Genomic DNA, 22,431 nt, shown 5'->3' with positions numbered 1-22,431 from the left:
GGCGTGACGACCCGTCAGGCCCCGCCGGTGTGCACGCTGAACGCCGAGCGCCGGGCCGCGCGGGCCACCGCCGGGTCGGGGTGCACGCCGGCCACCGCGGTCAGCACGGAGGCCGCGCGGGCGTGGCCGGACTGGCGGGCGCGGGCGAAGAGGCGGACCGGGTCGCCGGCGCTCGCGCCCTCGACGTGGCCGACCAGCAGTTCGGTCTCACCGTGGTCGAGGACGGCGGCGGCGGTGTCCACCCAGAGCCAGGCGGCGTCCTCGGCGCTCAGCACGTCGGACGGGACCACGCCGCCCTCGTCCAGCTGCTCGGCCAGCCAGAGCAGGGCGTAGGGGCGCAGCACCGGGTTGTCGACGGTCGCCCGGACCGCCTGCTCGGCGGTGCCGCCGGCCACCCGCAGCGCCTCGAAGGCGAGCCCGCGCAGCAGCGCGTCCTCGCCCTGGGCGGCCTCCAGCAGCTCGGCCACCGCGCGGTCCACCGGACGGGCCGCGACCCAGGCCCGGTACTCGGCGCGGGCCGGGCCGGGCGAGTAGTTCGCGCAGGCGTCGAGGAGTTCCAGGGCGCTCTGCTCGATGTGGCCGGCCTCGGTCTGGGCGACCGTGCAGATGTCCTCCAGCTTGGCGCGCACCGCCCAGTGGCCGAGCGGCGAGAGCTCGGCGGCGGCGTCCGCGCGGACCACGGCGCCGACGGCGGCCAGGCCGTCGAGCATCCAGTCCAGCACGGCGGCGATGTCCGAGGGCGCGGGCGGGGTGTCGATCTGCGGCTCGCGGCAGGTGCCGCGGACGGCCGAGACGGCGGAGGCCGCGTGCGGGACCGGCGACAGCGTCGCGAAGCCCGTACCGGAGCCGTGCCGGCGCTCGTCCAGGCCGCGGCGGAGCAGCTCCATCAACTCGCTCTCGGCGACCGGGCCGTCCACCAGGTGGAGGAAGGAGAGCAGCTGCGGCGCCTGGTCGACGGCCTGGCCGGCGAGCACCGCGAAGACCCCGCGCAGCGCGGCCGGCGGGACCGGCGCGAGCAGCGTCCAGGCGTCGAAGAGCGCGGACCAGCCGCGCAGCACGGCCTCGTCGTCGTGCTCCCAGGCGTGCAGCCGCCAGCCGGGGGCCGCGCCGCCGTCCCGGGGCTCGACCAGGCCGACCAGCAGCGCCTGGCCCCATGCCTTCGCGGCGGCGCCCACCGTCATCGCCAGCGCTCGGCCGGCCGCCCGGGCGTCGTCGGGGAGCAGTTCGCCGCGCTTGTCGACGGCCGCCAGCTCGCCGGCCCAGCGCGCGATGCGGACCGCGTCGGCGAGCATCCGGCGGGCCGGCGGGGCCAGCTCGGCGGGTCCGGGGAAGCCGTCGGGCAGCGGCACGCGACCGCGGCCCGGAGCCGGCTTGGGGGTGCGTCGACGGGTGGCGGCAGGGCGGCCCGGCTGCGCACTGTCGGCGCGGCGGGCCGTACCGGGTAGACGGGTCACCGTCGCGCCGGTACCCGTGGTCGGCGGGAGCGGGGCATCACGGTCGCGCGGATTCCGAGACGTCACGCCGTGCAGTCTTCCCCGTGTACGGGGCTTCTGTCACATCGAGTTCGGCGCGTCTTCGGCAGATCGAGGTTGCCGGGGTGGCCGACTCGGGGCAAGAGCGGCCAAACCGGGCCCAGGGACAGTGCGGTGACCTGTGCACGACAGTAGCGGGGGCACGGACCGTGGTCAAGAGGTGACCGAACGCACCCTGTGGGACGAGGCCCCAGGACGAGATTCAGAGCAGCGGGGTCAGGAAGCGGCGCAGCGCCTCCTCGTACCCGTGCGGGTCGGCGTTCCAGAGCGCCGCGTGCCCGGCGTCGGGGATGCGGCGCAGGCTCACCAGGTCCGGTCGCTGGTCGGCCAGCCGCCGGGCGGCGTCGAACGGGGCGACGGCGTCCTGCGGGCTGTGCAGCAGCAGGGCCGGGACGTCCAGTTCGACGCCGTCGGCGAGCTTGGCGAATCCCGCCGGATCCACCCCGGTGCGCCCCTCGGCGGCCAGCGCGCCCAACCGCCCGGCCAGCGCGCCGGGCATCCCGGCCCGGGCCGCGACGCCGCGCACCGAGGCCGACCAGTCGAGCACCGGCGAGTCCAGGATCAGCCCGGCCAGCTGGGGGCGGTACTCCGATTCGGCGGCGGTGCGCAGCACCATGGCCGCGCCGACCGACCAGCCGTAGAGCACGATCCGCCCGGCGCCGGCCTCCTTGGCGAACCGGATCGCCGCCTCGACGTCGCGCCACTCGGTCTCGCCGAAGTGGCCGATCCCATCCGGCGAGGCCGGCGCGCCCTGGTCGCCCCGGTAGCTGATCACCAGGGCGGGCAGGTTGAGCCGCTGGAGCAGCGGCAGCACCGGCAGCGCCTGGCGGCGCTCGGCCAGCCGCCCGTGCACCAGGATCACCCAGGTACCGCGCACCGCCGGGACGTACCAGGCGGGCAGCGCGCCGAGCTCGCCGTCGACCAGCACGTCCATGTAGTCCAGGCCGCAGGCCGAGCCCGGGTCGCCGCGCAGCACCCAGGGGCTCAGCTCGACCTCGGCGCCGGCCGCGGGCGGGCTGCCGGCGGTCAGCTCCAGGCGGCGGGTGACGGTCTGCGGGCCGGTGCGCAGGACCGCACCGACCACCGCGTGACCGCCGGGCCAGTCCAGCGCGTAGCGGCCGCGCCGGGAGGCGGCCACCGTCCGGGTCAGGGTGACCTCCTCGGGGCCGATCTCGTGCACCCGCAGCGCGGGCTCGCCCTTGCGGTCGCCGTCCTCGGCGAGCTCGGGGCGCAGGCTCAGGTCGGAGACCCGACGCCCGATCAGCAGGGCGGCCACACCCGCTCCGGCGGCGACGGCGGTGGCTGCGGCGACGGCGGTTCTCCAACGCATGGGTTTCTCCCTGGAGTGGTGGCGGCGGCGCGGACACGACGTTTCCAGTCCATCGCGAGCCTCGCCTCGCGGCCACCGCTGGGGCGCCGTCCGGGCTCGGCCGGGGACACCGGGCAGAGCGCCGCGAGCCGTGGCTCAGACCCGCAGGCCGCCGATGTCCTGGGCCGCCAGCAGGGTCCAGAACCGGTCGATCGGCGCCTGCTCCGGCTGCTGCGGCGCGGGCGCGGCGGGGGTCGACGAGCCCCAGCTGCCCGCGCCCCAGTGGCCGGCGGTCGCCTGGCGTTCGCTCTGCAGCGCGGCCAGCACCCGGCCCAGGGTCTCCCGGGGCACCGGAACCAGCTTGCCGATCGCCTTCGACTGGGCCTGCCAGCGGCCGTCCACGCACTGGCGCAGCCGCTGCTCCAGCTCCTGCTCGGCGCCCTGGACCCGGACCAGGTCGCGCAGGGTCAGGCCGAGCGCCTCGGCCAGCGCGGCGCTCTGCTCCTCGTTCCCGGTCCACCGCCCGGTCAGCTCGGCGTCGGCGTAGCTGCGCAGGCCGATGCCGATCCGGGTCGCGGCCTGCTCCTGGCTGAGCTCGCGGGCCACCCGGAAGTCGCGCAGCGTGGCCGGCGCCACGCCCATCAGCTGCACCGCCGGGCACCAGAGCGCGCGGGCCAGCGCGATCAGCTCCTCCTCGGTGGGGTGCAGCTCGCCGCTCTCCCAGCCGAGCACGTGGGTGGGGAGCAGGCGCACGCCGTGCGCGGCCAGCGCCCCGGTCAGCTGCTCGGAGGTCAGGCCGAGGCCGACGCGGTGCGCCCGGGCGGCCTGCGGGGAGAACGGGACCGGGGTGGGGGCCGGCGGCCGGCTTCTTCGCATGAGCCGAACGCTAGGGCCGGGGTCCGCGCACCCCCAGTCGCCGAACGCACGAAGCCACGCGACGGGCCGTCAACCGCCCTTGGACGATTCACCAACGGCCGGCGCCCCACCCGCACCACTACTCGGAGGTAATAACGGTTTCGCCGCACCATCCGCTCGTGTGATCAACCAGTCCCGAGGCCTGGTTGACTCCCCGTTCGCACGCGTGATGGGATCCATGGGCCAAACGGAGGCAAGGAGAGGAAGCCGGTGCGAATCCGGCGCGGTCCCGCCACTGTCACCGGGGAGCACGCCCGACGCATGGTCACGGCAACCCGCCACAGGGTCGTTGGAAGGCCCGGGCGTGTGTCAGCCACCCGGGAGCCAGGAGACTCTCGCCGCCGGTACGTCGATCCAGGGCGCGGACCCTGAGTGAGGACACGCGACACATGGCGGGGGTTTTCCACCGCGCGCTTCCGTACGCCCTCGGCGCCCTGGCCGGCTATGCCGCCGACGCCCGGTTCGGCGATCCGCGACGCGGCCATCCGGTGGCCGCCTTCGGCCGCGCGGCCACCCGGCTCGAACACACGCTCTGGCGCGACCACCGCGGCGCCGGAGCCCTGCACACCGCCCTCTGCGTGGGCGCGGTGGCAGGCGGCGCGGCGGGGCTCGCCCGGCTGCTGGACCACGGCCCGCGCCGGGACGGCGCGCTGCTGACCGCCGCTGCCACCTGGACCGTGCTCGGCGGCAGCTCGCTCACCCGCGAGGCACGCACCATCGGCGCCGCGCTGACGGCCGGTGACCTGGCCGCCGCGCGGCAGCGCCTGCCGCACCTGTGCGGGCGCGACCCGAGCGGTCTTGACCAGCAGCAGATCGCCCGCGCCGTGGTCGAGTCGGTGGCCGAGAACACCGCCGACGCCGTGGTGAACGCCTTGGTCTGGGGCGCGCTGGCGGGCGCGCCCGGCCTGCTGGGCTTTCGCGCCGTCAACACGCTGGACGCGATGGTCGGCCACAAGTCACCGCGGTACCGCCGGTTCGGCTGGGCGGCTGCCCGGCTCGACGACCTGGCCGGCTGGCCCGGCGCCCGGCTGACCGCGCTGCTCACGGTGGCGGCGGCCGAGCACCGGGGTACCGCCTGGCGGGTGTGGCGGCGGGACGGCGGCGCGCACCCGAGCCCGAACGCCGGGCAGGCCGAGTCGGCCTTCGCGGGCGCGCTCGGCGTGCGGCTCGGTGGCACCTTGCGCTATGCCTACGAGCCGAAGGGCGCGCCGGTGTCGAAAGAGACGAACGACAAGCGACCGAGGAACGAGGGAGCGCCGGAGCGAGGAACGTCGGCACCGGCTCAGGAGCGCCCGGAGGCGGGTGGGGAGTCACGCCAGCGCGTCGAGGAGCGGCCGGTGCTGGGCGCCGAGCTGCGCCCGGTGGCGGTGGCGGACATCGAACGGGCCTGCCGGCTGTCCCGCCGGGTGGGCCTGCTGGCGCTGGGGACCACGGTGGCACTGCGTGCCGCCGTGCTGGGCCGCGGCCCTGGGAGGGGACGGACATGAGCAACGCACTGCTGGTCGCGGGCACCACCTCGGACGCCGGGAAGAGCGTGGTGACCGCCGGGATCTGCCGCTGGCTGGCCCGCCGGGGCGTCAAGGTGGCGCCGTTCAAGGCGCAGAACATGTCGCTCAACTCGATGGTCACCCTGGACGGCGCGGAGATCGGCCGGGCCCAGGTGATGCAGGCGCAGGCCGCCCGGGTGGAGCCGGAGGCCGCGATGAACCCGGTGCTGCTCAAGCCCGGCGCCGACGGCCGCAGCCAGGTGGTGCTGCTGGGCCGGCCGATCGCGGAGGTGGGCGCGCTCGACTACCGCGAGCGCAAGCCCTACCTGCTGGAGCGCTCGTTGGAGTGCCTGGCCGACCTGCGCCGCCGGTTCGACGTGGTGATCTGCGAAGGGGCGGGCTCGCCGGCCGAGATCAACCTGCGGGACCGCGACATCGCCAACATGGGCCTGGCCCGGGCCGCCGAGCTGCCGGTGGTGGTGGTCGGCGACATCGACCGCGGCGGGGTCTTCGCCGCGATGTTCGGCACCCTGGCGCTGCTCTCGCCCGAGGACCAGCGGCTGGTGGCGGGCTGGCTGGTCAACAAGTTCCGCGGCGACGCCCGGCTGTTGCGCCCGGGCCTCGACATGCTGCACGAGATGACGGGGCGCCCGGTGCTCGGCACCCTGCCGATGCTGCCCGGTCTGTGGCTGGACGCCGAGGATTCGCTGGATCTCGGCGCGGTGGTGGACCGCTGCTCGGCGGGGCCGTACGGCGCCGAGGTGTTGCGGGTGGCCGTGCCGCGGCTGCCCAGGCTCTCCAACTTCACCGACCTGGACGCGCTGGCCCAGGAGCCGGGGGTGCTGGTCCGCTGGGCCACCCGCCCCGAGGAACTGGCCGACGCCGACCTGGTGGTGCTGCCCGGCACCCGGGCCACCGTCGCCGACCTGGCCTGGCTGCGCGAGCGCGGCCTGGAGAAGCCGCTGCGCGAGCGGGCGGCGGCCGGGCGGCCGGTGCTCGGGATCTGCGGCGGCTACCAGATGCTCGGGCGGCGGATCGTGGACGCCGTCGAGTCGGGCGCCGGTGCGGTGGCCGGGCTCGGACTGCTGCCCACCGCGGTCGAGTTCGGGCGGGAGAAGGTGCTCGGACGGCCGGTCGGCGAGGCCTACGGCGAGCGGGTCGTGGGCTACGAGATCCACCACGGTGTGGTGACGGTGGAGGGTGGCGCCCCCTTCCTGGACGGCTGCCGCGAGGGCGCGGTCTGGGGCACCACCTGGCACGGGGCGCTGGAGAACGACGGCTTCCGCCGGGCGTTCCTGCGCGAGGTCGCGGCGGTGGCGGGGCGGGACTTCGTCCCGGCGCCCGACACCTCGTTCGCCGCCGCCCGCGAGGAGCGGCTGGACCGGCTCGGGGATCTGATCGAGGAGCACGCCGACACGGACGCGCTGTGGCGGCTGATCGAGGGCGGGGTGGGCGGCACGCTGCCGTTCGTGCCGCCGGGAGCGCCGGCGGCGCGCGCAATGGAGGAGAGCCTGTGAGTGACGTCCGATACCCGTTCACCGCCATCGTCGGGATGGCGGACCTGCGGCTCGGCCTGCTGCTCAACGCGGTCTCGCCGGCCGTGGGCGGGGTGCTGGTGCGCGGCGAGAAAGGCACCGCGAAGTCGACCATGGTGCGGGCGCTGGCCGGGCTGCTGCCGTCGATCGCGGTGGTCGAGGGGTGCCGGTTCGCCTGCGACCCCGCCTCGCCGGACCCGCAGTGCCCGGATGGGCCGCACGCGGCCGGCCCGGTGGCGGACCGGGCCGCACGCCTGGTGGAGCTGCCGGTCGGCGTGACCGAGGACCGGATCGTCGGCTCGCTGGACCTGGAACGGGCGCTGGCCGAGGGCGTCAAGGCCTACGAGCCAGGCCTGCTGGCCCAGGCGCACCGGGGCGTGCTCTACATCGACGAGGTCAACCTGCTCCAGGACCACGTGGTGGACCTGCTGCTCGACGCGGCGGCGATGGGCCGCTCCTACGTGGAGCGCGAGGGCGTCTCGGTGCGGCACGCGGCGCGGTTCCTGCTGGTCGGCACGATGAACCCGGAAGAGGGCGAGCTGCGGCCGCAGTTGCTCGACCGGTTCGGGCTGACCGTGGAGATCGCGGCCACCCGGGACCCGGCGGAGCGGGCCGAGGTGGTCCGGCGGCGGCTGGCCTACGACGCGGATCCGGCGGCCTTCGCGACGGCGTGCGCGGCCCAGGAGCGGGCGCTGGCCGAGCGGATCACCACCGCGCGGGCGCTGCTGCCGTCCGTGCTGCTCGGGGATCCGGCGCTGCGTCAGATCACCGCCGTCTGCGCGGCCTTCGAGGTGGACGGGCTGCGCGCGGACATCGTGATGGCGCGCACCGCGGTCGCGCTGGCCGCCTGGGACGGGCGGACGGCGGTGAACGAGGAGGACGTGCGGCAGGCCGCGCGCCTCGCGCTGCCGCACCGGCGGCGGCGCAACCCGTTCGACGCGCCGGGGCTGGACGAGGAGCAGCTGGACCGGACGCTGAGCGAGCACGCCGAGGAGCCGGCGGACGACAACCCGGACGGCGACGGTGACGGCGACGACGACGGTCCCGGCGGTGGGCCGGACGGCGGTGGCGGTGCGCCCGAGCCGTCCGAGCCCGCCGGCCCTGAGTCCACCGGACCTGAGCCCGCCGAACCTGAGTCCACCGACCCCGGCACGAGCCAGGACGCGCCCACCCAGGACGCGCCCGCCGAGAGCGCCCCGCCCCGGCTGCCCAGGCCCGGCGGCGCCCCCGCCCCCGAATCCGCCCCCGTGGCGGCCGGTGAGCCCTACCGGACTCGGCTCTTCAAGGTCCCCGGCACCGGGCAGGGCACCCAGGGCCGCCGCTCCCCCGCCGAGACCGACGGCGGACACACCATCAGGTCCCGCCGCCCGCAGGGCCGGCTGACCCGGCTGCACCTGTCCGCCACCCTCCAGGCCGCCGCCCCCCACCAGCTGGCCAGGGGCCGGGCCGGGCGGGCGCTGGAGCTGCGCACGGACGATTTCCGCGAGCAGGTGCGCCGGGGCCGGGAGTCCAACCTGGTGCTCTTCGTGGTCGACGCCTCCGGCTCGATGGCGGCCCGGCAGCGAATGACCGCCGTCAAGGGCGCGGTCCTCTCGCTGCTGATGGACGCCTACCAACGCCGGGACAAGATCGGCATGATCACCTTCCGCGGCGCCGGTGCCGAGCTGGCGCTGCCGCCCACCTCCTCGGTCGAGGTCGGCGCGGCCCGCCTGGAGCAGCTGCCCACCGGCGGCCGCACGCCGCTGGCGGCCGGCCTGCTGCGCGCGCACGAGGTGCTGCGCCTGGAGCGGCTGCGCGACCCGCTGCGCCGCCCGCTGCTGGTGCTGGTCACCGACGGCCGGGCCACCGGCGGGCGCGGTGCGCTGGCCCAGGCCGAGCAGGCCGCCGCGCTGCTGGCCGGGCAGGGCACCGCCGCCGTGGTGCTCGACTGCGAGTCGGGCCCGGTCCGGCTCGGTCTGGCCCGCACCCTGGCGGCCCGACTGCGGGCCACCACCGTCACCCTGGACGAACTCCGCGCCGAGGGCGTGGCCGCCCTGGTGCACGCCCACCGTTCCCCCGCTACGCGAAAGGCAGCGTGACCCGATGCCGCAGGGCAAGCCCGAGATCGTCCCCCAGGACGGCCTGACCACCCGTCAGCGTCGCACCCAGCCGATCACCGCCGTGCACACCGGCCCGGGCAAGGGCAAGTCGACGGCCGCCTTCGGGCTCGCGCTGCGGGCCTGGAACCAGGGCTGGCCGATCGGGGTGTTCCAGTTCGTCAAGTCCGCCAAGTGGAAGGTCGGCGAGGAGAACGCGCTCAAGGTGCTGGGTGCCTCCGGCGAGGGCGGCAGCGTCACCTGGCACAAGATGGGCGAGGGCTGGTCCTGGGTGCAGCGGGATCTGGAGTCCAGCGAGGAGGCGGCCAAGGAGGGTTGGCAGCAGGTCAAGCGCGACCTGGCCGCCGAGACCTACCGGCTCTACGTACTGGACGAGTTCACCTACCCGATGCACTGGGGCTGGATCGACGTGGCCGAGGTGGTCGAGGTGCTGCGGGACCGCCCGGGCTCGCAGCACGTGGTGATCACCGGCCGGTACGCACCCGAACCGCTGCTCGAACTCGCCGACCTGGTCACCGAGATGACCAAGGTGAAGCACCCGATGGACGCGGGCCGCAAGGGCCAGCGCGGGATCGAGTGGTAGGCCCCACCTGATGCAGCTGCCCCGCCTCGTGATCGCCGCGCCCTCCTCGGGCGCGGGCAAGACCACCGTCGCCACCGGCCTGATGGCCGCGCTCACCGCGCGCGGCCTGAGGGTCTCCCCGCACAAGGTCGGCCCGGACTACATCGACCCGGGCTACCACGGCCTGGCCACCGGTCGGCCCGGGCGCAACCTGGACGCCTTCCTGTGCGGGCCCGGGCTGATCGAGCCGCTGCTGCGGCACGGCGCGGCCGGGGCGGACCTGGCGGTGGTCGAGGGCGTCATGGGGATGTTCGACGGGGCCTCGGGGCGCGGGGAGTTGGCCTCCACCGCGCATGTCGCCAAGCTGCTGCGGGCCCCGGTGGTGCTGGTGGTCGACGGCTCCTCGCAGTCACGGTCGGTGGCCGCGCTGGTGCACGGCTTCGCCTCCTGGGATCCGCAGGTGCGCCTGGCCGGGGTGATCCTCAACCGGGTCGCCTCCGACCGGCACGAGGAGTTGCTGCGCGAGGCCCTGGAGGAGGGCGCGGGCGTGCCGGTGCTGGGCGCGGTGCGGCGCACCGCCTCGGTCGCCACGCCCTCGCGGCACCTGGGCCTGGTGCCGGTGGTGGAGCGCTCGACACAGGCCGTGCGGGCGGTCGCCGACATGGGCGAACTGATCGCCGCCTCGGTCGACCTGGACGCGGTGCTGGCGCTGGCCCGCTCCGCCCCGCCGCTGACCGCCGCCGCCTGGGACCCGGCCGCCGAGGTCCGCGCCGTGCCGGGTCGCCCCCGGATCGCGCTGGCCGCCGGCGCCGCGTTCTCCTTCTCGTACGCCGAGAACGCCGAACTCCTCACCGCCGCCGGGGCCGAGGTGCTCCCGTTCGACCCGCTGCACGACGCCGCGCTGCCTGACGGTACGTCAGGCCTGGTGATCGGCGGCGGCTTTCCGGAGGTCTACGCCGCCGAGCTGAGCGACAACGCCCCGCTGCGCCGCGCGATCACCGCGCTCGCCGCCACCGGCGCCCCGATCGCCGCCGAATGCGCCGGACTGCTCTACCTGGGCCGCGAGTTGGACGGCCGCCCGATGTGCGGCGTGCTCGACACCACCGCCCGGATGACCGAACGCCTCACCCTCGGCTACCGCGAGGCCGTCGCCCTCCACGACAGCCCGCTGGCGGTGACCGGCACCCGGGTGCGCGGCCACGAGTTCCACCGCACCACCTGCGACCCGGCCGCCGGCCCCACCCCCGCCTGGGCCTGGCGCACCCCGGCCGGCGCCGCGCACACCGAGGGCTTCGCGGCGGGCAACGTGCACGCGAGCTACCTGCACCTGCACTGGGCGGGAGCGCCGGGCATCGCCGAGCGCTTCACCGGGGCGGCTGCGGGGCGCTGAGGCGCTCAGCAGCCGAGCACTCCGGTGGTCGCGTCGGGGTGCGCAGGAACGATCGCCACGTCTCGCGCGAACGGGCGGGTGGTCGCCCCCGTCCGGGGATCCCAGAGCGGCGCACGGTCGGTGACCGTGCCGAACCAGAGCAGCGGCCGACCTGGAGGAAGCGGCTCGCCGTCGATCGGGATGTTCGAGGACAGCGCCCTGACACAGACCAGACGGGGCTGGATTCCGAAGTACGCGGCAGGTGGCCGGCCGGCCACGGCCTGCGAGCGGAGTCTGTCCGCGGCGTGCGCCGGTCGGGTCATGGTGACCTGGACGGTCCCGAGCATCCACGTGGCGAGGACGATGACCACCATGGGGTAGGCCACCATGGCCGGTCGGAACCTGACATGGAAGTAGCGCAGCCAGCCGAGCACGCCCAGCGGCACCAGCAACACCTTGAGGACGAGGAAGACCACGCTCAGCCCCGCCAGCGCGTGCCAGAGCGTGGAGACCGGCAGCTCGGCCGGCCTCAGGTCGAAGTCCTCCAGGTACACCTCGTAGAGCGTGTTGGCGCCGATGGGCAGTACCGGCCGCAGCAGCGTCAGCGCCACGGGCACCGCGACCAGCCCGGCTTGGACAAGCCAGGACCGGCGAGCGAGCAGGGCCGTTCCGCTGGCGCCGAGCACGACCAGGGCGATTTCGACCGGCACCCTCGGTTCGAGGTGCGGGACCCTGCTGCTCATGACGGCGCCCAGCACGGCGGGAACGACCGTCGTGGCCGCGGCTGCGAGGCACACCCGGGCGAACCGCCGTAGCGGGGACAGCTCGTCGCGGCGGCGCATACCTGAGTGGACCAGGGCCAGGGCTCCGAGCAGCGTCAGCAGGAACGCCGCCGTCAGCAGGGCACGCGCCTCCGCTGAGCGGACCAGGGGCAACTCGGAACCGAGGAAGAGGGAGATCGTGAACCCGGTGGCCACCACGACGGCCGCCGCATCGTCGCTGATTCCCAGCGATCCGTCGGCCGGTTCGTGGCTCGGGGCAGCGGGGTCGCGCGGCTTCGGCGGTTGATCGAGCCAGGTCTCTCGGAGCGTGTGATCGCCGACCTGGTAGCCCAGTCGTCGTTCGAGGCGATCGGCCTCCGCCCTTACGTTGGCTCCGGGCAGCAGCCTGACGATGTCACCGGTGTCCAAGAGACCAAGAGCCCGGACGCATCTCCCGACCCATCGCATGGGCGCGGAGTGGGTGTACTGCCATCGGCGGTGCAGGCGGTAGACGTAACCCTTGGCCTGTTGTGGAAAGTCGGCATCCCTGACTTCCACACCGTGCAGCCCAGCCGCGCGGACAACCTCGGCGACCTCGCAGACTGCGGCGCTTCGGGCCCGCCACGGGCCGCCGTCCCGGCCGAGGGAGACGACATACCGCCGGTGCCCCGCCCGGTACGATACGCCCCGCCCGACCGCGGAACAGTCGGTCATGCTCCACCCGCGAGCCGAGAACGCCGCTGCCGCCCGGTCGTAACAGATCTGGTCATCGCGGACCAGGACGGTGACGTCGACCCACCGATCACAATGCCTCACCCTGTTCAAGTCCCCACCCGCCCCACTCGTCGCCATCAGGCAATCGTCCGCCCACGCGCTCTCCGCAGGGAGGTGCTCGGGTCACGCTCACCCGTTCGAGCGATGCTGAGCCCTACCAGCAGCGCGCCGGGGAGACCGGGCGCGTTGCTGGTACGGCTGACCGCCCTCAGCCGTGGAATAGCTCGCCCTCACTCCAAGAAGGCGCCAGAAGCAGCCATGACGTTGGCCAGGGCCCGCTTGTCCGTGATCCATTCGGGGTCGCCGGCCTCGACCGAGCGCCGTACATCCCTGATGGCAGCCTCGTGGGCCTCGTCTGGCCGGGCCATATGCGCCCGAATGAAGTGCTTGAAGAGTGCGGGAAGCTGGTCCGATCGAGTTGTGGTCTTGGCCTTCAGGGCGAAGAGCGGGAGGAACCAGGCTTCGAAGGCGACCCTGACCGCCTCGGTGGCTCGGTATGCGTCGTGCACGGGCCGAAGGCCTGCTGTGTGGTCATAGGGGAGATGGCCGTGCAGGGTGTACTGCAGGCGGGTGCCGTCATATTCGCGGAAGTGCTGGCCATGGGCCGCGATGTGGTTGGCAGCGTTCTGGGTGGTGGTCATGACGGCTATGTCCGCCTGCTGCCTTCGAGCTGCGGCGAGAACGGTGGCGTGGATGCCGGTCCTCGGATCCAGCACGAGGCCGGGGAGTCCGACGGGCGACAGGTCCACGCCGTGGTCCCGGGTTCGGGAGAGGATGAGGCGCTGGCCGCCATTGCCGACGGTGTTCCGTAGGTGCTTGGGCTGCTGGCGGTGGCTCGCGTGAATGTCCGTGCGATCGAGCACCGGGTGGTCCTTCACCGGGCAGGAAACAAGGTGCAGCCTGGTGATGTCCTGGGTGTCGGTGTTGCCGCAGGCGTTGCAAGGATGGGTGCCACCGCCGACCATTTGACCGCAGGCTCGACAAGTGGGAACGGTCTCCCGGCTGATCTCCAGAGTGCTGGCGCGGAGGTTGTTCTCGATCATCTCCAGAGCGAGGCTCGTGACCTCGGCGTCCGTATCGGTGACGATGCCGGCAACCGGTAAGTGTCCAAGCGGGTACTTGCCCGCGATGAGATCGGTCTCGAACGTCTGGCGGGAGACGCCCTCCCGACTGGTCTGCCGGTACCGCAGATCGCCTGTCAGGGCCACGGTGTTCCAGAGATGCAGAACGGGTGGCATGCCCAGGATGGCGTTCAGGGCCTCGGCGAGGCGGATGCCGACTGCTTTGCCTGGGTTGGTCTCGAAGGTGAAGGGCCCGTTCTGGACAGGCCCGTTGAGGAACAGGTGTGGCACGGGCTCCTCCTAGATCGGCGGGATGGTCATCCCCGTTCCAGTGAACTGGCCGTCCTGCAGCTCGTAGTGCAGGATCGCGGCATTGGGCAGCTTGCCCTTCCGCTCCTCAGCGAGTAGGTCGGGCAGGGGCCGACATTCGAGGAGCGACCGGAGCGCCACGGCAGCGGTCTGGTGGGTGAAGGCGATAACCGTGCGGGGCGAACGCAGTTCGGCCTGGGCCAGTGTGGCGAACTCGGAGGCCCTCTTGATCACGCCCTCAGCAAGCGATTCGCCGCCGCCGGGGGCGGTCCAGACGTGCTTCCGTAGTCGGCGGTCCTCGGCCAGGTCGGGGTAGGTGTCGAACAGCTCGCGCCGGCGCCCACCTGAGTACCTTGCCGCGCTGGGGCTCATGCTCCTTCGCGGGGTTACGGCCGCAAGCGCCGGTGGCGACCGCGCCACGACCGCCGAGTTCCTCGCCGAGGCCCAAGAGGTCGCGCGCTACGTCGATCTCGACAGCCCCGAGGCCTGGGCGAACTTCAGTCCGACCAACGTCGCGCTCCATTCGGTGAGCGCCTCGGTAGTGCTGGGCGACGCTGGGACGGCGCTGGAAGCCGCCCGGCCTCTGATGCGCAGACGCATCCCGGTCCCCGAGCGTCGGGCGGCACTATGGGTGGAGGCTGCACGGGCGTACAGCCAGCAAGGCAGACTGGCCGAGGGATACAAAGCGCTCAGGGTCGCGGAGAGCTGTGCCTCGGAGGACATCCACCGACGGCCCAGCGTGCTGGAGCTGGCCGGTGACATGGCTGCTCGCGACCGGCGCGGCGCTGTCCCGGAGCTTCGCCGTTTCTGCCAGGAGTTGGGAGTCCAGGTTTGACCGAGCACCGCGAGCCGTTCCTGTATGTCATCGTCTGCGCTTCTGGCATCGCGGACGGGGTGAGTGAGCTGATCACCGCTGCCCATGCCGAGGGCTGGAAGGTCGGCGTGATCGCCACCCCGAACGGGCTCGGTTTCATAGACCAGGAAGCCATCGAGGCTCAGACGGGCTACCCGATCCGTTCGGCGTGGCGCACGCCCAGCATCCCGCAGCCACTCCCTCCGGCCGACGCCATCGCGGTCGCCCCCGCGACGTTCAACACGATCAACAAGTGGGCCGCCGGCATCTCGGACACGCTCGCGCTCGGCATCCTCTGCGAGGCGTACGGGCTCGGCATCCCGGTGGCCGTCCAGCCGTACGTCAACTCCGCCCAGGCGGCACACCCTGCCTACGACGAGAGCCTGGCCCGACTCCGGTCCATGGACGTCCTGATCGGCGACTACGTGCCCCACAAGCCCAAGGCCGGCGGCGGTCGTGACCACTACAACTGGACCCACGTGCTCGACCTGCTTCGCCCGGTGGCGCAGTCGGTCGGAGGGACACCGTGAGCTTCTACCTGATCACCGACCCGCGTCAGCAGACGGTAACGCTCTTCTCGGAGCCCGATCACGACCAGTACCACACGCGCAGCGATGGGAAGTTCGGCGGCCGCGTGCGGATCCCGGTGCCGTTCGGGTCCGTGCCGGAGCCGGCTGGTCTCGTGCCCTGCGGCGACTGACGGCGGCCTTCCGCCGCTGGCCTCCTGGGCGGAGAATCGCACGGCCGCCCGACCGACGGGCAGGCGACTGACCTCTCCCGCACCTATGGAGGATCCCCGTGCACATCCCCTCGTTATTTCCGCCGCGTGCCGTCAGAGCCGCCGTTGCCGTCGCCGCCACACTCGCTGCCGCGAGCGGGGCGCTGCTGGCGGCACCGGTGACGGCCGTCGCCCAGCCGAGCTCTTCCTCGGAAGCCTTCAACAGCCTGACCGGCCAGAGCCACCCCGACTGGATGGCCCAGGTGCCGGACGGCACCGGCCTGGGCGCGATGTCCATCCCCGGCACGCACGACACGCTGGCCATCCACGGCGGCCTCGCGCCCTGGGCCTACGAGGCGCAGGAGGACCACGGCGACAGCGCCGCCACTCTGACCGCGCAGCTGGACGCCGGGATCCGCGCGATCGACATCCGGGTGCGGGTGATCGGCGGCGCGTTCACCATCCACCACACCGACGTCTACCAGAACGCGAACTTCGACGACGTGCTGACGCACGCCCAGGCCTTCCTGAGCGCGCATCCCGGCGAGACGGTCGTGATGAACCTGCACGGCGAGTGCGACGCGGACACCACCGAGGGCGGCAGCGGCACGGCCTCGATCGGCCACTGCGCCGACGACCCGTCGAACACCACCGCGGCCGACCGGATCAACATCTTCGACGGCTATCTGGCCCGCTACCCGGGGCTGTTCTACGCGCCCACCGTGACCGGCAGCAGCACCGCCGCCACGCCGACGCTCGGCCAGGCGCGGGGTCACATCGTGCTGGCCGACTTCACCGGCCCGAGCGGCGAGGTGTACCCGGGCTTCGGACTGTCCCAGCTGCCCGGCGGCGACTCGGGCAGCACGGTGGAGAACGACTGGACGCAGTGCGACCTCGGCAAGAAGTGGGGCGAGGCGCAGAGCAACCTGACGAACGCGGCGAACGACACCTCCGGTGGCCTGTACGTCACCTACACCTCGGCCAACTGCGCACCGCTGGGCGCGGATCCGGCCGACATGGCGGGCGGCTACCTCGGGGGCGAGGGCGAGAACCAGCACCTGCTCGACTACCTGAACGCCGGCGGCCCGGGGAAGACCGGCGTGCTGCGGATGGACTTCCCCGGGTGGGCGGTGATCGCGGGCCTGATCGACCGCAACCCCGGCATCTGGCGGACCGGGCCGGTGAGTTCGGGCATCGCGGGCAAGTGCCTGGACGACTACTACGACTCGACCGCGAACGGCGCCACCGTCGACCTGTACAGCTGCAACGGCACCGCCGCCCAGCAGTGGCGCCCGGCCACCGACGGCACGCTGCGGATCAACGGCCAGTGCCTGGACGTCACCGGCGCGGCCACCAGCCCGGGCACCCTGGTCGAGCTGTGGCCGTGCAACGGCGGGGCGAACCAGCAGTGGAGCGCGAACGGCAGCGGTGCGCTGGTGAGTTCCCAGTCGGGGCTGTGCCTGGACGATCCGTCGTCCAGCACGACGGACGGCACGCGGCTGCAGATCTGGTCCTGCAACGGGACCCCGGCGCAGCACTGGAGCCTCCCGTAGCGGTCAACGTCCGCTGAAGGTGCCCCCGTTGAGGTGCAGCGTCTGGCCGGTCAGGTGTGTGGCGGCCGGCGAGGCCAGGTAGAGCGCAGTGCCGGCGATGTCGGCGGGGGTGCCGGCGCGGCGGTTCAGGGCGCTCTCGATGTTCCAGGCGCGGCGCTCGGGTGCGATGCCGGCGCCGAAGAACTCGGTGTCCTCGATGTAGCCGGGGGCGATCACGTTGGCGGTGATCCCCTCGGGGCCGAGCTGCTGGGCCAGCGTGAGGGTCCAGGCCTCGACGGCAGCCTTGGCGGCGCCGTAGGAGCCGGAGCCGCCACGGTGGGCGGCGATCGAACTGAGGTTGACCACCGTGCCGCCGGGGCGCAGGCGCTCGCGCAGGGCCGTGGTGAGCAGCACGGCGGAGAGCAGGTTGGCGTCGAGGTTGGCCCGCCAGGCGGCGGCCAGGCCGGCCAGGCCCGGTCCGGGCTCGGCGCCGATGTCGGTGTTGCCGCCGGCGTTGTTGACCAGCACGTCGACCCGGTCCGGGAGTTCGGCCAGCGCGGCCGTCACCTGGGCCGGGTCGGCGGCGTCGAAGGCGACCGGGCGGACGGCCGGGCCCAGTTCGGCGGCGGTCCGGTCCAGTACCTCCTGGCGGCGGCCGGTGATCACCACCTGGTCGCCCTGGTCGGCGAAGGCGGCGGCGACCGCCCGTCCGATGCCGGTGCCGCCCCCGGAGACGATGATCTGACGCATCGTGCGATGCTCCCCTCGTTTAGACCTAAACGTAGCTGGCACACTAGCACCATGACCGCACCCGAAGACGACCTCGCCGCCGCGATCGCCCGGGCCTGGCAGCGCGAGCAGCCGGACCTGCCGGTCGGCTCGATCCCGATCCTGACCCGGATCCGGCAGGCCGCCAAGCTGCTCACCGACGACCGGCGGCGCACCCTGGCCCGGGTGGCGATGGACGACGCCACCCTCGACCTGCTCAGCACGCTCCGCCGGGCCGGTGCACCCTACCGCCTGACCACCCGGGAGCTGGCCGCCCGCTCGATGATCACCGCCGGCGCCGTCACCCAGCGGGTCGACCGGGCCGAACAGGCCGGCCTGGTCCGCCGGTTGCCCACCGAACCGGGGAGCCGGGCGGTGCCGGTGGAGCTGACCGCCGGCGGGCACGCGGCCGTCGAGGCGGCGGTGGGCGACCTGCTTCGGCACGAACAGGGGCTGGTGGACGGGGCGTTGGACGGGCCGGAGCAGGCGGAACTGGCCGGACTGCTGGCCAAGCTGCTGGCCGCGCTGCCCCGGGGCTAGCATTTCTGCCATCGAACGGCCGAGGGGGGCGCTGTGGACGGACGACCGAAGGTGCGCTGGCATCACGCGGTGGCCGAGCTGACCGACTTCGCGTTGGTGACTTGGGCAGCGGACCCGGAGCGAGTGGCGGCGCTGCTGCCCGCCGGGTTCGAGCCGGACATCCGGGACGGGGCCGCACTGGTCTCGCTGGTGGCGTTCCGCGACCGGCACTTCCACTTCCGGCTGGCACCGCCGGTGCGGTTCTCGGCGGGGCAGGTGAACTACCGGGCGTACGTGCGGCGCGGGGGCGAACGCGGCGTCTGGTTCTTCGGCACCTCGCTCAGCAGCCGGCTGGTCCAAGTGGCGCGCACCGCCTGGCAGATGCCCTGGCACCACGAGTCGGTGCGGGTGGCCTCCCGGCTGGGCGAGGCCGGCCTGACCCAGTGGCGGCTGCGGACGGTGGGCGGTTGGGGCTCGGCCGCCGTGGACCTGCGCGGCACCGGGCGGGCGCTGCCCACCCCGGCGGGCTTCGCGGACCAGGGTGAGGCCAGCCGGATCCTGCTCGACCCGGCGCTCGGCTGGTACCCCCGCCGCGACGGCACGGGGATCGGCCGCTACTCGGTCTGGCACCAGCCGCTCGCCCTGCGGCAGGCCGAGGTGACCGGCGCGCGCAGCCAGGCCCTCACCGCCCTGGGCCTGATCGCCGAGGACCAGCCCCCGTGCCACGCGGGCCTGCAGCACAGCGTCCTGTTCGACGTGCACACCCCACCCCGACGACAACTCGGCTGAAGTAAGCGTCAGTTCCAGATGCCCGTGATGTCCCCGGCCGTCGCGGCACCCCCGGCGTGGCTGGTCAGGCCGGCCAGGTCCTCCAGGGTCCGCAGCAGGTCGAGGTGGGTGTAGCGGGCCCCGGCGGTGCTGCCGGGGGTCACGTGCTGCCCGTAGAGCAGGGTGGGGATCTGGTTGGTGGGGCCGTTGTCGTCCTCGTCGAAGGTGACGACCAGCATGCTGTTGTGGCTCTGCGCCCAACTCGCGTAGCCGCCGAGGTTGTTCTTCAGCCAGGCGTCACCGGTCGCGACCGGGCAGTCGTGCAGGTCGTCGCAGAGGTTGGGGATCACGAAGCCGACCTTGGGCAGGGTGCTGTAGTCGGCCGGGAACTGGGCGAAGGTGTGGGCGGTGTCGAGCGGGACGTTGCCGAAGCCGAACCACGGGTTGTGCTTCTGCGCGTACTCGCCGCCGGCGCAGAGTGTCGAACCCTGGTTCGGCAGCGACTCGTTGTAGCTGGCCCAGCGCTCTCCGGCGGCCAGTAGCTCGGCGCCGAGGTTGGGCGCGCCGAGCGAGCCGACGGCGACGCAGCTGTCGTCGGTGCGGCCCTGGGTGCTGCCGGAGAAGAGCGCGTAGTAGTTGGGCTCGCTCGGGTGGGTGAGGGCGTGCGAGTCGGTGAGGTCGGCACCGCCGGCCTTGAGCGTGCCGTTCAGGTACGGGGCGTCGGGGTTGCCGACGATCTGGCCGTACGCGTGGTTCTCCAGCACCACCACCAGCACGTGATCGGGCCGGGGCAGTTCGGCGACCGTCGCAGTAGCGGTGGCAGTGGTAGCGGTGGTGGCGCCCGACGGGGGCGGCGCGCTGTCCAGGCAGCCGGTGGCGAGGACGGCGGCGGACGCGAGCGCGACCAGCAGGTGCGGGCGGCGGAGCATGCCGACAGCCTGCCACCCGGGCGCGACGCGGCTCGGGCGCCGCACCGGCAGCGTGACATGATTCCGGGGCGCGGAGGGAGAAATCACAGGTGAACGGTACTGAGGACGGCGTGGTGGTCGGCGTCGGGGCGAGCGCCGGAGTGGCCGAGGGCGAGGTGCTCGACCTGATCGGCGCCGCGCTGGCCGAGGCCGGTCTGGCAACGGCGGCCGTGCGGCGGCTGGCCACCGCCGAGCAGCGGAGCGCCGAGCCCGGGCTGCTGGGCGCGGCCCGAGCGCTGGGCGTGCCGCTGGTCGGCCACCCGGCGGGCGAGTTGGCCGCCGTCGCGGTGCCGAACCCGTCGGCGGCGGTGCTGGCGGCCGCCGGGACGGCGAGCGTGGCGGAGGCGGCCGCGCTGCTCGGCGGCGGCGAACTGCTGGTCGGGAAGCGGAAGTCGGCCCGCTCGACGGTGGCGGTCGCCACCCTGCCGGCCGCCGAGCCGGATCTGCGCCACCACGGCGACGCCGAGGTCCGAGCCGCCGGCCTGGTCGACCTCGCGGTGAACGTGCGCACCGGTACCCCGCCCGGCTGGCTGCGCGAGGCGCTCGCCGCCGCCCTCGGTGAGCTGGCCGCCTACCCCGAGCAGAGCGCGGCCCGGGCCGCCGTCGCCGCCCGGCACGGCCGGCCGGTCGCCGAGGTGCTGCTGACCGCCGGGGCCGCCGAGGCCTACGTGCTGCTGGCCCGCACCCTGCGCCCGCGCCACGCGGTGGTGGTGCACCCGCAGTTCACCGAGCCGGAGGCGGCGCTGCGCGATGCCGGGATCCCGGTGCACCGGGTGCTGCTCGGCGCGGCGGACGGCTTCCGGCTGACCGCCGGGGCGGTGCCCGAGCAGGCCGACCTGGTGGTGATCGGCAACCCGACCAATCCGACCTCGATCCTGCACCCCGCCGCCGCGCTGGCCGCGCTGGCCAGGCCCGGGCGCACCCTGGTGGTCGACGAGGCGTTCATGGACACCGTCCCCGGCGAGCCCGAGTCGCTCGCGGAGCTGCGGGAACTCCCGGGCCAGGTCGTGGTGTTGCGCAGCCTGACGAAGACCTGGGGGCTGGCCGGGCTGCGGATCGGCTACCTGCTGGCCCCGGCCTCGCTGGTCGCCGAGCTGAGCCGGGCCCAACCGCTCTGGCCGGTCTCCTCCTTGGGCCTGATCGCTGCCGAACTGTGCAGCGCCGAAGCCGCGTTGGCGCAGGCCGAGGCGGCGGCCCGGCAGCTCTGCACGGACCGGGCGCACCTGCTGACCCGGCTGGGCGAACTCCCCTGGCTGCGGGTGCACGGCGAACCGGCCGCGTCCTTCGTGCTGATCGAGCTGGCGGGCGCCGACCGGGTGCGGGCGCGACTGCGCGCCGCGGGCTTCGCGGCGCGCCGCGGCGACACCTTCCCCGGCCTGGGCGCCGACTGGCTGCGGGTGGCGGTGCGGGACCGGGCGACCACGGACGCCTTCGTCGAGGCCCTCGAACGCTGCCGGGAGTCGACCGGCTAGCCGGGCGCCCGGTGGACACAGCACTGCCCGCCGGCCCTCGCAAGGGCAGGCGGGCAGCGGGGTGCTGACGGTGGGTCAGACCAGGTCGGCCTTCTCCAGCGCGGAGCAGCAGGTGTTGACCAGCAGGCGGGTCACCACGTACGGGTCGACGTTGGCGTTGGGGCGACGGTCCTCGATGTAGCCCTTCTTCTCCACCTCGACCTGCCACGGGATGCGCACCGAGGCGCCGCGGTCGGAGACGCCGTAGGAGTAGACGTTCCACGGGGCGGTCTCGTGCTTGCCGGTCAGGCGGGACTGGATCTCGTCGCCGTACTGGCTGACGTGCTCCAGGACGATCTCCTGGGAGGCGCCCAGCGACTCGCAGGCGGCGATGATGGCGTCGTAGCCCTCACGCATCGCCTTGGTGGAGAAGTTGGTGTGCGCGCCCGCGCCGTTCCAGTCGCCGCGCACCGGCTTGGCGTCCAGGGTGGCGTCGATGCCGAACTCCTCGGCGGTGCGGTAGAGCAGGTAGCGGGCCACCCACAGGTGGTCGGAGACGGTCAGCGCGTCGACCGGGCCGATCTGGAACTCCCACTGGCCGGGCATGACCTCGGCGTTGATGCCGCAGATCGCCAGGCCCGCGGCCAGGCAGCGGTCCAGGTGCAGCTCGACGATCTCGCGGCCGAAGACCTCCTCCGCGCCGATGCCGCAGTAGTAACCGCCCTGCGGGGCCGGGAAGCCGGCGTCGGGGAAGCCCAGCGGACGCGAGCCCTTGAAGAAGGTGTACTCCTGCTCGATGCCGAAGATCGCCTCCTGGCCGGCGAACCGCTCGGCGATCGGACGCAGCAGCGCGCGGGTGTTGGAGACGTGCGGGGTGCCGTCCGTCTCGTTGACCTCGCACAGCACCAGGACGTTGTCGCCGCCGCGGATCGGGTCCGGGAACGAGGCGACCGGGGCCAGCACGCGGTCCGAGGCGTGGCCCTCGGCCTGGTTGGTGGAGGAACCATCGAAGCCCCAGGTCGGCAGCGAATCGGCGTTGGCCAGGATCCGAGTCTTGGAACGGAGCTTGGCGGTCGGCTTGGTGCCGTCGATCCAGATGTACTCGGCCTTGATAGCCACGGCGGTTTACCTCGCAATGTCTCGG

Annotated in this window: 20 protein-coding genes, 1 pseudogene and 1 riboswitch; of the genes and pseudogenes, 12 read left to right on the top strand and 9 right to left on the bottom strand. The window is 73.8% G+C overall.

The genetic code is table 11. The features are described 5' to 3' along the window. Positions 1 to 14: 14 nt before the first annotated feature. The 3 genes from ABH937_RS06140 to ABH937_RS06130 form a co-directional block, all read right to left on the bottom strand. The gene (locus ABH937_RS06140) at positions 15 to 1,520 is read right to left on the bottom strand and encodes a hypothetical protein (RefSeq protein ID WP_280688965.1); all 1,506 of its coding nucleotides are present in this window, start codon (positions 1,518 to 1,520) and stop codon (positions 15 to 17) included. 214 nt (positions 1,521 to 1,734) lie between these two features. Further along, a complete protein-coding gene (locus ABH937_RS06135; protein ID WP_280688964.1) occupies positions 1,735 to 2,862 on the bottom strand; it encodes a hypothetical protein in 1,128 nt (375 codons plus the stop codon). Positions 2,863 to 2,997: 135 nt separating this feature from the next. Further along, on the bottom strand, positions 2,998 to 3,717 hold the full coding sequence (locus ABH937_RS06130; RefSeq protein WP_280688963.1) for an XRE family transcriptional regulator: 720 nt from the start codon (positions 3,715 to 3,717) through the stop codon (positions 2,998 to 3,000). A gap of 238 nt (positions 3,718 to 3,955) precedes the next feature. Continuing rightward, positions 3,956 to 4,091: riboswitch (cobalamin riboswitch) on the top strand. Positions 4,092 to 4,145: 54 nt separating this feature from the next. Here ABH937_RS06130 and ABH937_RS06125 point away from each other — a divergent pair. From ABH937_RS06125 to ABH937_RS06105, 5 genes are read left to right on the top strand one after another with little or no spacing between them, the layout of a single operon-like run. Beyond that, positions 4,146 to 5,243: a cobalamin biosynthesis protein gene (locus ABH937_RS06125; protein ID WP_370217462.1), complete on the top strand. Its 1,098-nt coding sequence runs from the start codon at positions 4,146 to 4,148 to the stop codon at positions 5,241 to 5,243. Further along, complete coding sequence (locus ABH937_RS06120) at positions 5,240 to 6,760, top strand: cobyric acid synthase (RefSeq protein ID WP_370217461.1); 1,521 nt, start codon at positions 5,240 to 5,242, stop codon at positions 6,758 to 6,760. The genes ABH937_RS06125 and ABH937_RS06120 overlap by 4 nt, the downstream gene beginning before the upstream one ends. A gap of 35 nt (positions 6,761 to 6,795) precedes the next feature. Next, positions 6,796 to 8,856, top strand: coding sequence for a putative cobaltochelatase (locus ABH937_RS06115; RefSeq protein WP_370217510.1), 2,061 nt, complete (start codon positions 6,796 to 6,798; stop codon positions 8,854 to 8,856). Between the two features lie 4 nt (positions 8,857 to 8,860). Then, positions 8,861 to 9,457, top strand: coding sequence for a cob(I)yrinic acid a,c-diamide adenosyltransferase (cobO, locus tag ABH937_RS06110; RefSeq protein WP_370217460.1), 597 nt, complete (start codon positions 8,861 to 8,863; stop codon positions 9,455 to 9,457). Between the two features lie 10 nt (positions 9,458 to 9,467). Further along, positions 9,468 to 10,826: a cobyrinate a,c-diamide synthase gene (locus ABH937_RS06105; protein ID WP_370217458.1), complete on the top strand. Its 1,359-nt coding sequence runs from the start codon at positions 9,468 to 9,470 to the stop codon at positions 10,824 to 10,826. A gap of 5 nt (positions 10,827 to 10,831) precedes the next feature. On the opposite strand, the gene ABH937_RS06100 is transcribed toward ABH937_RS06105, so the two are convergent. The 3 genes from ABH937_RS06100 to ABH937_RS06090 all read right to left on the bottom strand — a co-directional run bounded on the left by ABH937_RS06100 (position 10,832) and on the right by ABH937_RS06090 (position 14,082). Continuing rightward, positions 10,832 to 11,995, bottom strand: coding sequence for a hypothetical protein (locus ABH937_RS06100; protein WP_370217457.1), 1,164 nt, complete (start codon positions 11,993 to 11,995; stop codon positions 10,832 to 10,834). Between the two features lie 575 nt (positions 11,996 to 12,570). Next, on the bottom strand, positions 12,571 to 13,692 hold the full coding sequence (locus ABH937_RS06095; protein ID WP_370217456.1) for a hypothetical protein: 1,122 nt from the start codon (positions 13,690 to 13,692) through the stop codon (positions 12,571 to 12,573). A gap of 9 nt (positions 13,693 to 13,701) precedes the next feature. Then, positions 13,702 to 14,082, bottom strand: coding sequence for a hypothetical protein (locus ABH937_RS06090; RefSeq protein WP_280689058.1), 381 nt, complete (start codon positions 14,080 to 14,082; stop codon positions 13,702 to 13,704). On the opposite strand from ABH937_RS06090, the pseudogene ABH937_RS06085 reads away from it, so the two are divergent. The 4 genes and pseudogenes from ABH937_RS06085 to ABH937_RS06070 all read left to right on the top strand — a co-directional run. After that, positions 14,027 to 14,545: pseudogene (locus ABH937_RS06085) on the top strand (hypothetical protein); the annotation flags it as partial. The gene ABH937_RS06090 and the pseudogene ABH937_RS06085 sit on opposite strands and share 56 nt — an antisense overlap. Continuing rightward, positions 14,542 to 15,093, top strand: coding sequence for a flavoprotein (locus ABH937_RS06080; RefSeq protein WP_280688955.1), 552 nt, complete (start codon positions 14,542 to 14,544; stop codon positions 15,091 to 15,093). The pseudogene ABH937_RS06085 and the gene ABH937_RS06080, both read left to right, overlap by 4 nt. Beyond that, a complete protein-coding gene (locus ABH937_RS06075) occupies positions 15,090 to 15,263 on the top strand; it encodes a hypothetical protein (RefSeq protein ID WP_280688954.1) in 174 nt (57 codons plus the stop codon). The genes ABH937_RS06080 and ABH937_RS06075 overlap by 4 nt, the downstream gene beginning before the upstream one ends. 98 nt (positions 15,264 to 15,361) lie before the next feature. Continuing rightward, positions 15,362 to 16,834, top strand: a complete 1,473-nt coding sequence (locus ABH937_RS06070; RefSeq protein ID WP_280688953.1) for a phosphatidylinositol-specific phospholipase C domain-containing protein — start codon at positions 15,362 to 15,364, stop codon at positions 16,832 to 16,834. Between the two features lie 3 nt (positions 16,835 to 16,837). Here the strand turns inward: ABH937_RS06070 and ABH937_RS06065 are convergent, their stop codons facing one another. Continuing rightward, positions 16,838 to 17,563 carry an SDR family oxidoreductase gene (locus ABH937_RS06065; RefSeq protein ID WP_280688952.1) on the bottom strand — a complete coding sequence of 242 codons (726 nt, stop codon included), beginning with the start codon at positions 17,561 to 17,563 and terminating at the stop codon, positions 16,838 to 16,840. A gap of 51 nt (positions 17,564 to 17,614) precedes the next feature. Between ABH937_RS06065 and ABH937_RS06060 the strand changes: the two genes are divergently transcribed. Next, entirely contained in the window at positions 17,615 to 18,121 is a 507-nt protein-coding gene (locus tag ABH937_RS06060) for a MarR family winged helix-turn-helix transcriptional regulator (protein ID WP_280688951.1), read from the top strand. Positions 18,122 to 18,154: 33 nt separating this feature from the next. Then, positions 18,155 to 18,889: a DUF2071 domain-containing protein gene (locus ABH937_RS06055; protein ID WP_370217454.1), complete on the top strand. Its 735-nt coding sequence runs from the start codon at positions 18,155 to 18,157 to the stop codon at positions 18,887 to 18,889. Positions 18,890 to 18,897: 8 nt separating this feature from the next. Here the strand turns inward: ABH937_RS06055 and ABH937_RS06050 are convergent, their stop codons facing one another. Beyond that, on the bottom strand, positions 18,898 to 19,797 hold the full coding sequence (locus ABH937_RS06050) for an alkaline phosphatase family protein (protein ID WP_370217453.1): 900 nt from the start codon (positions 19,795 to 19,797) through the stop codon (positions 18,898 to 18,900). Between the two features lie 89 nt (positions 19,798 to 19,886). Here ABH937_RS06050 and cobC point away from each other — a divergent pair, with 89 nt between their 5' ends. Further along, positions 19,887 to 21,308 (top strand): Rv2231c family pyridoxal phosphate-dependent protein CobC, encoded by a 1,422-nt coding sequence (gene cobC, locus ABH937_RS06045; protein ID WP_370217452.1) that lies wholly within the window; start codon positions 19,887 to 19,889, stop codon positions 21,306 to 21,308. A 75-nt stretch (positions 21,309 to 21,383) separates the two neighbouring features. On the opposite strand, the gene glnII is transcribed toward cobC, so the two are convergent. Continuing rightward, positions 21,384 to 22,406: a glutamine synthetase gene (glnII, locus tag ABH937_RS06040; protein WP_280688947.1), complete on the bottom strand. Its 1,023-nt coding sequence runs from the start codon at positions 22,404 to 22,406 to the stop codon at positions 21,384 to 21,386. Positions 22,407 to 22,431 lie beyond the last annotated feature (25 nt).

It is taken from the genome of Kitasatospora sp. GAS1066B (assembly GCF_041262605.1).
Classification (GTDB): domain Bacteria; phylum Actinomycetota; class Actinomycetes; order Streptomycetales; family Streptomycetaceae; genus Kitasatospora.
Note: the sequence above shows the minus strand (reverse complement) of the source record. Positions and strands in the feature narration are given on the sequence as shown.

Coding starts and splice junctions, on each gene's coding strand:
- ABH937_RS06135 (WP_280688964.1), bottom strand. CDS start 2,862: ATGCGTTGGAGAACCGCCGTCGCCGCAGCCACCGCCGTCGCCGCCGGA.
- ABH937_RS06060 (WP_280688951.1), top strand. CDS start 17,615: ATGACCGCACCCGAAGACGACCTCGCCGCCGCGATCGCCCGGGCCTGG.
- cobO (WP_370217460.1), top strand. CDS start 8,861: ATGCCGCAGGGCAAGCCCGAGATCGTCCCCCAGGACGGCCTGACCACC.
- ABH937_RS06065 (WP_280688952.1), bottom strand. CDS start 17,563: ATGCGTCAGATCATCGTCTCCGGGGGCGGCACCGGCATCGGACGGGCG.
- ABH937_RS06105 (WP_370217458.1), top strand. CDS start 9,468: ATGCAGCTGCCCCGCCTCGTGATCGCCGCGCCCTCCTCGGGCGCGGGC.
- ABH937_RS06050 (WP_370217453.1), bottom strand. CDS start 19,797: ATGCTCCGCCGCCCGCACCTGCTGGTCGCGCTCGCGTCCGCCGCCGTC.
- ABH937_RS06125 (WP_370217462.1), top strand. CDS start 4,146: ATGGCGGGGGTTTTCCACCGCGCGCTTCCGTACGCCCTCGGCGCCCTG.
- ABH937_RS06120 (WP_370217461.1), top strand. CDS start 5,240: ATGAGCAACGCACTGCTGGTCGCGGGCACCACCTCGGACGCCGGGAAG.
- ABH937_RS06090 (WP_280689058.1), bottom strand. CDS start 14,082: ATGAGCCCCAGCGCGGCAAGGTACTCAGGTGGGCGCCGGCGCGAGCTG.
- ABH937_RS06130 (WP_280688963.1), bottom strand. CDS start 3,717: ATGCGAAGAAGCCGGCCGCCGGCCCCCACCCCGGTCCCGTTCTCCCCG.
- ABH937_RS06115 (WP_370217510.1), top strand. CDS start 6,796: ATGGCGGACCTGCGGCTCGGCCTGCTGCTCAACGCGGTCTCGCCGGCC.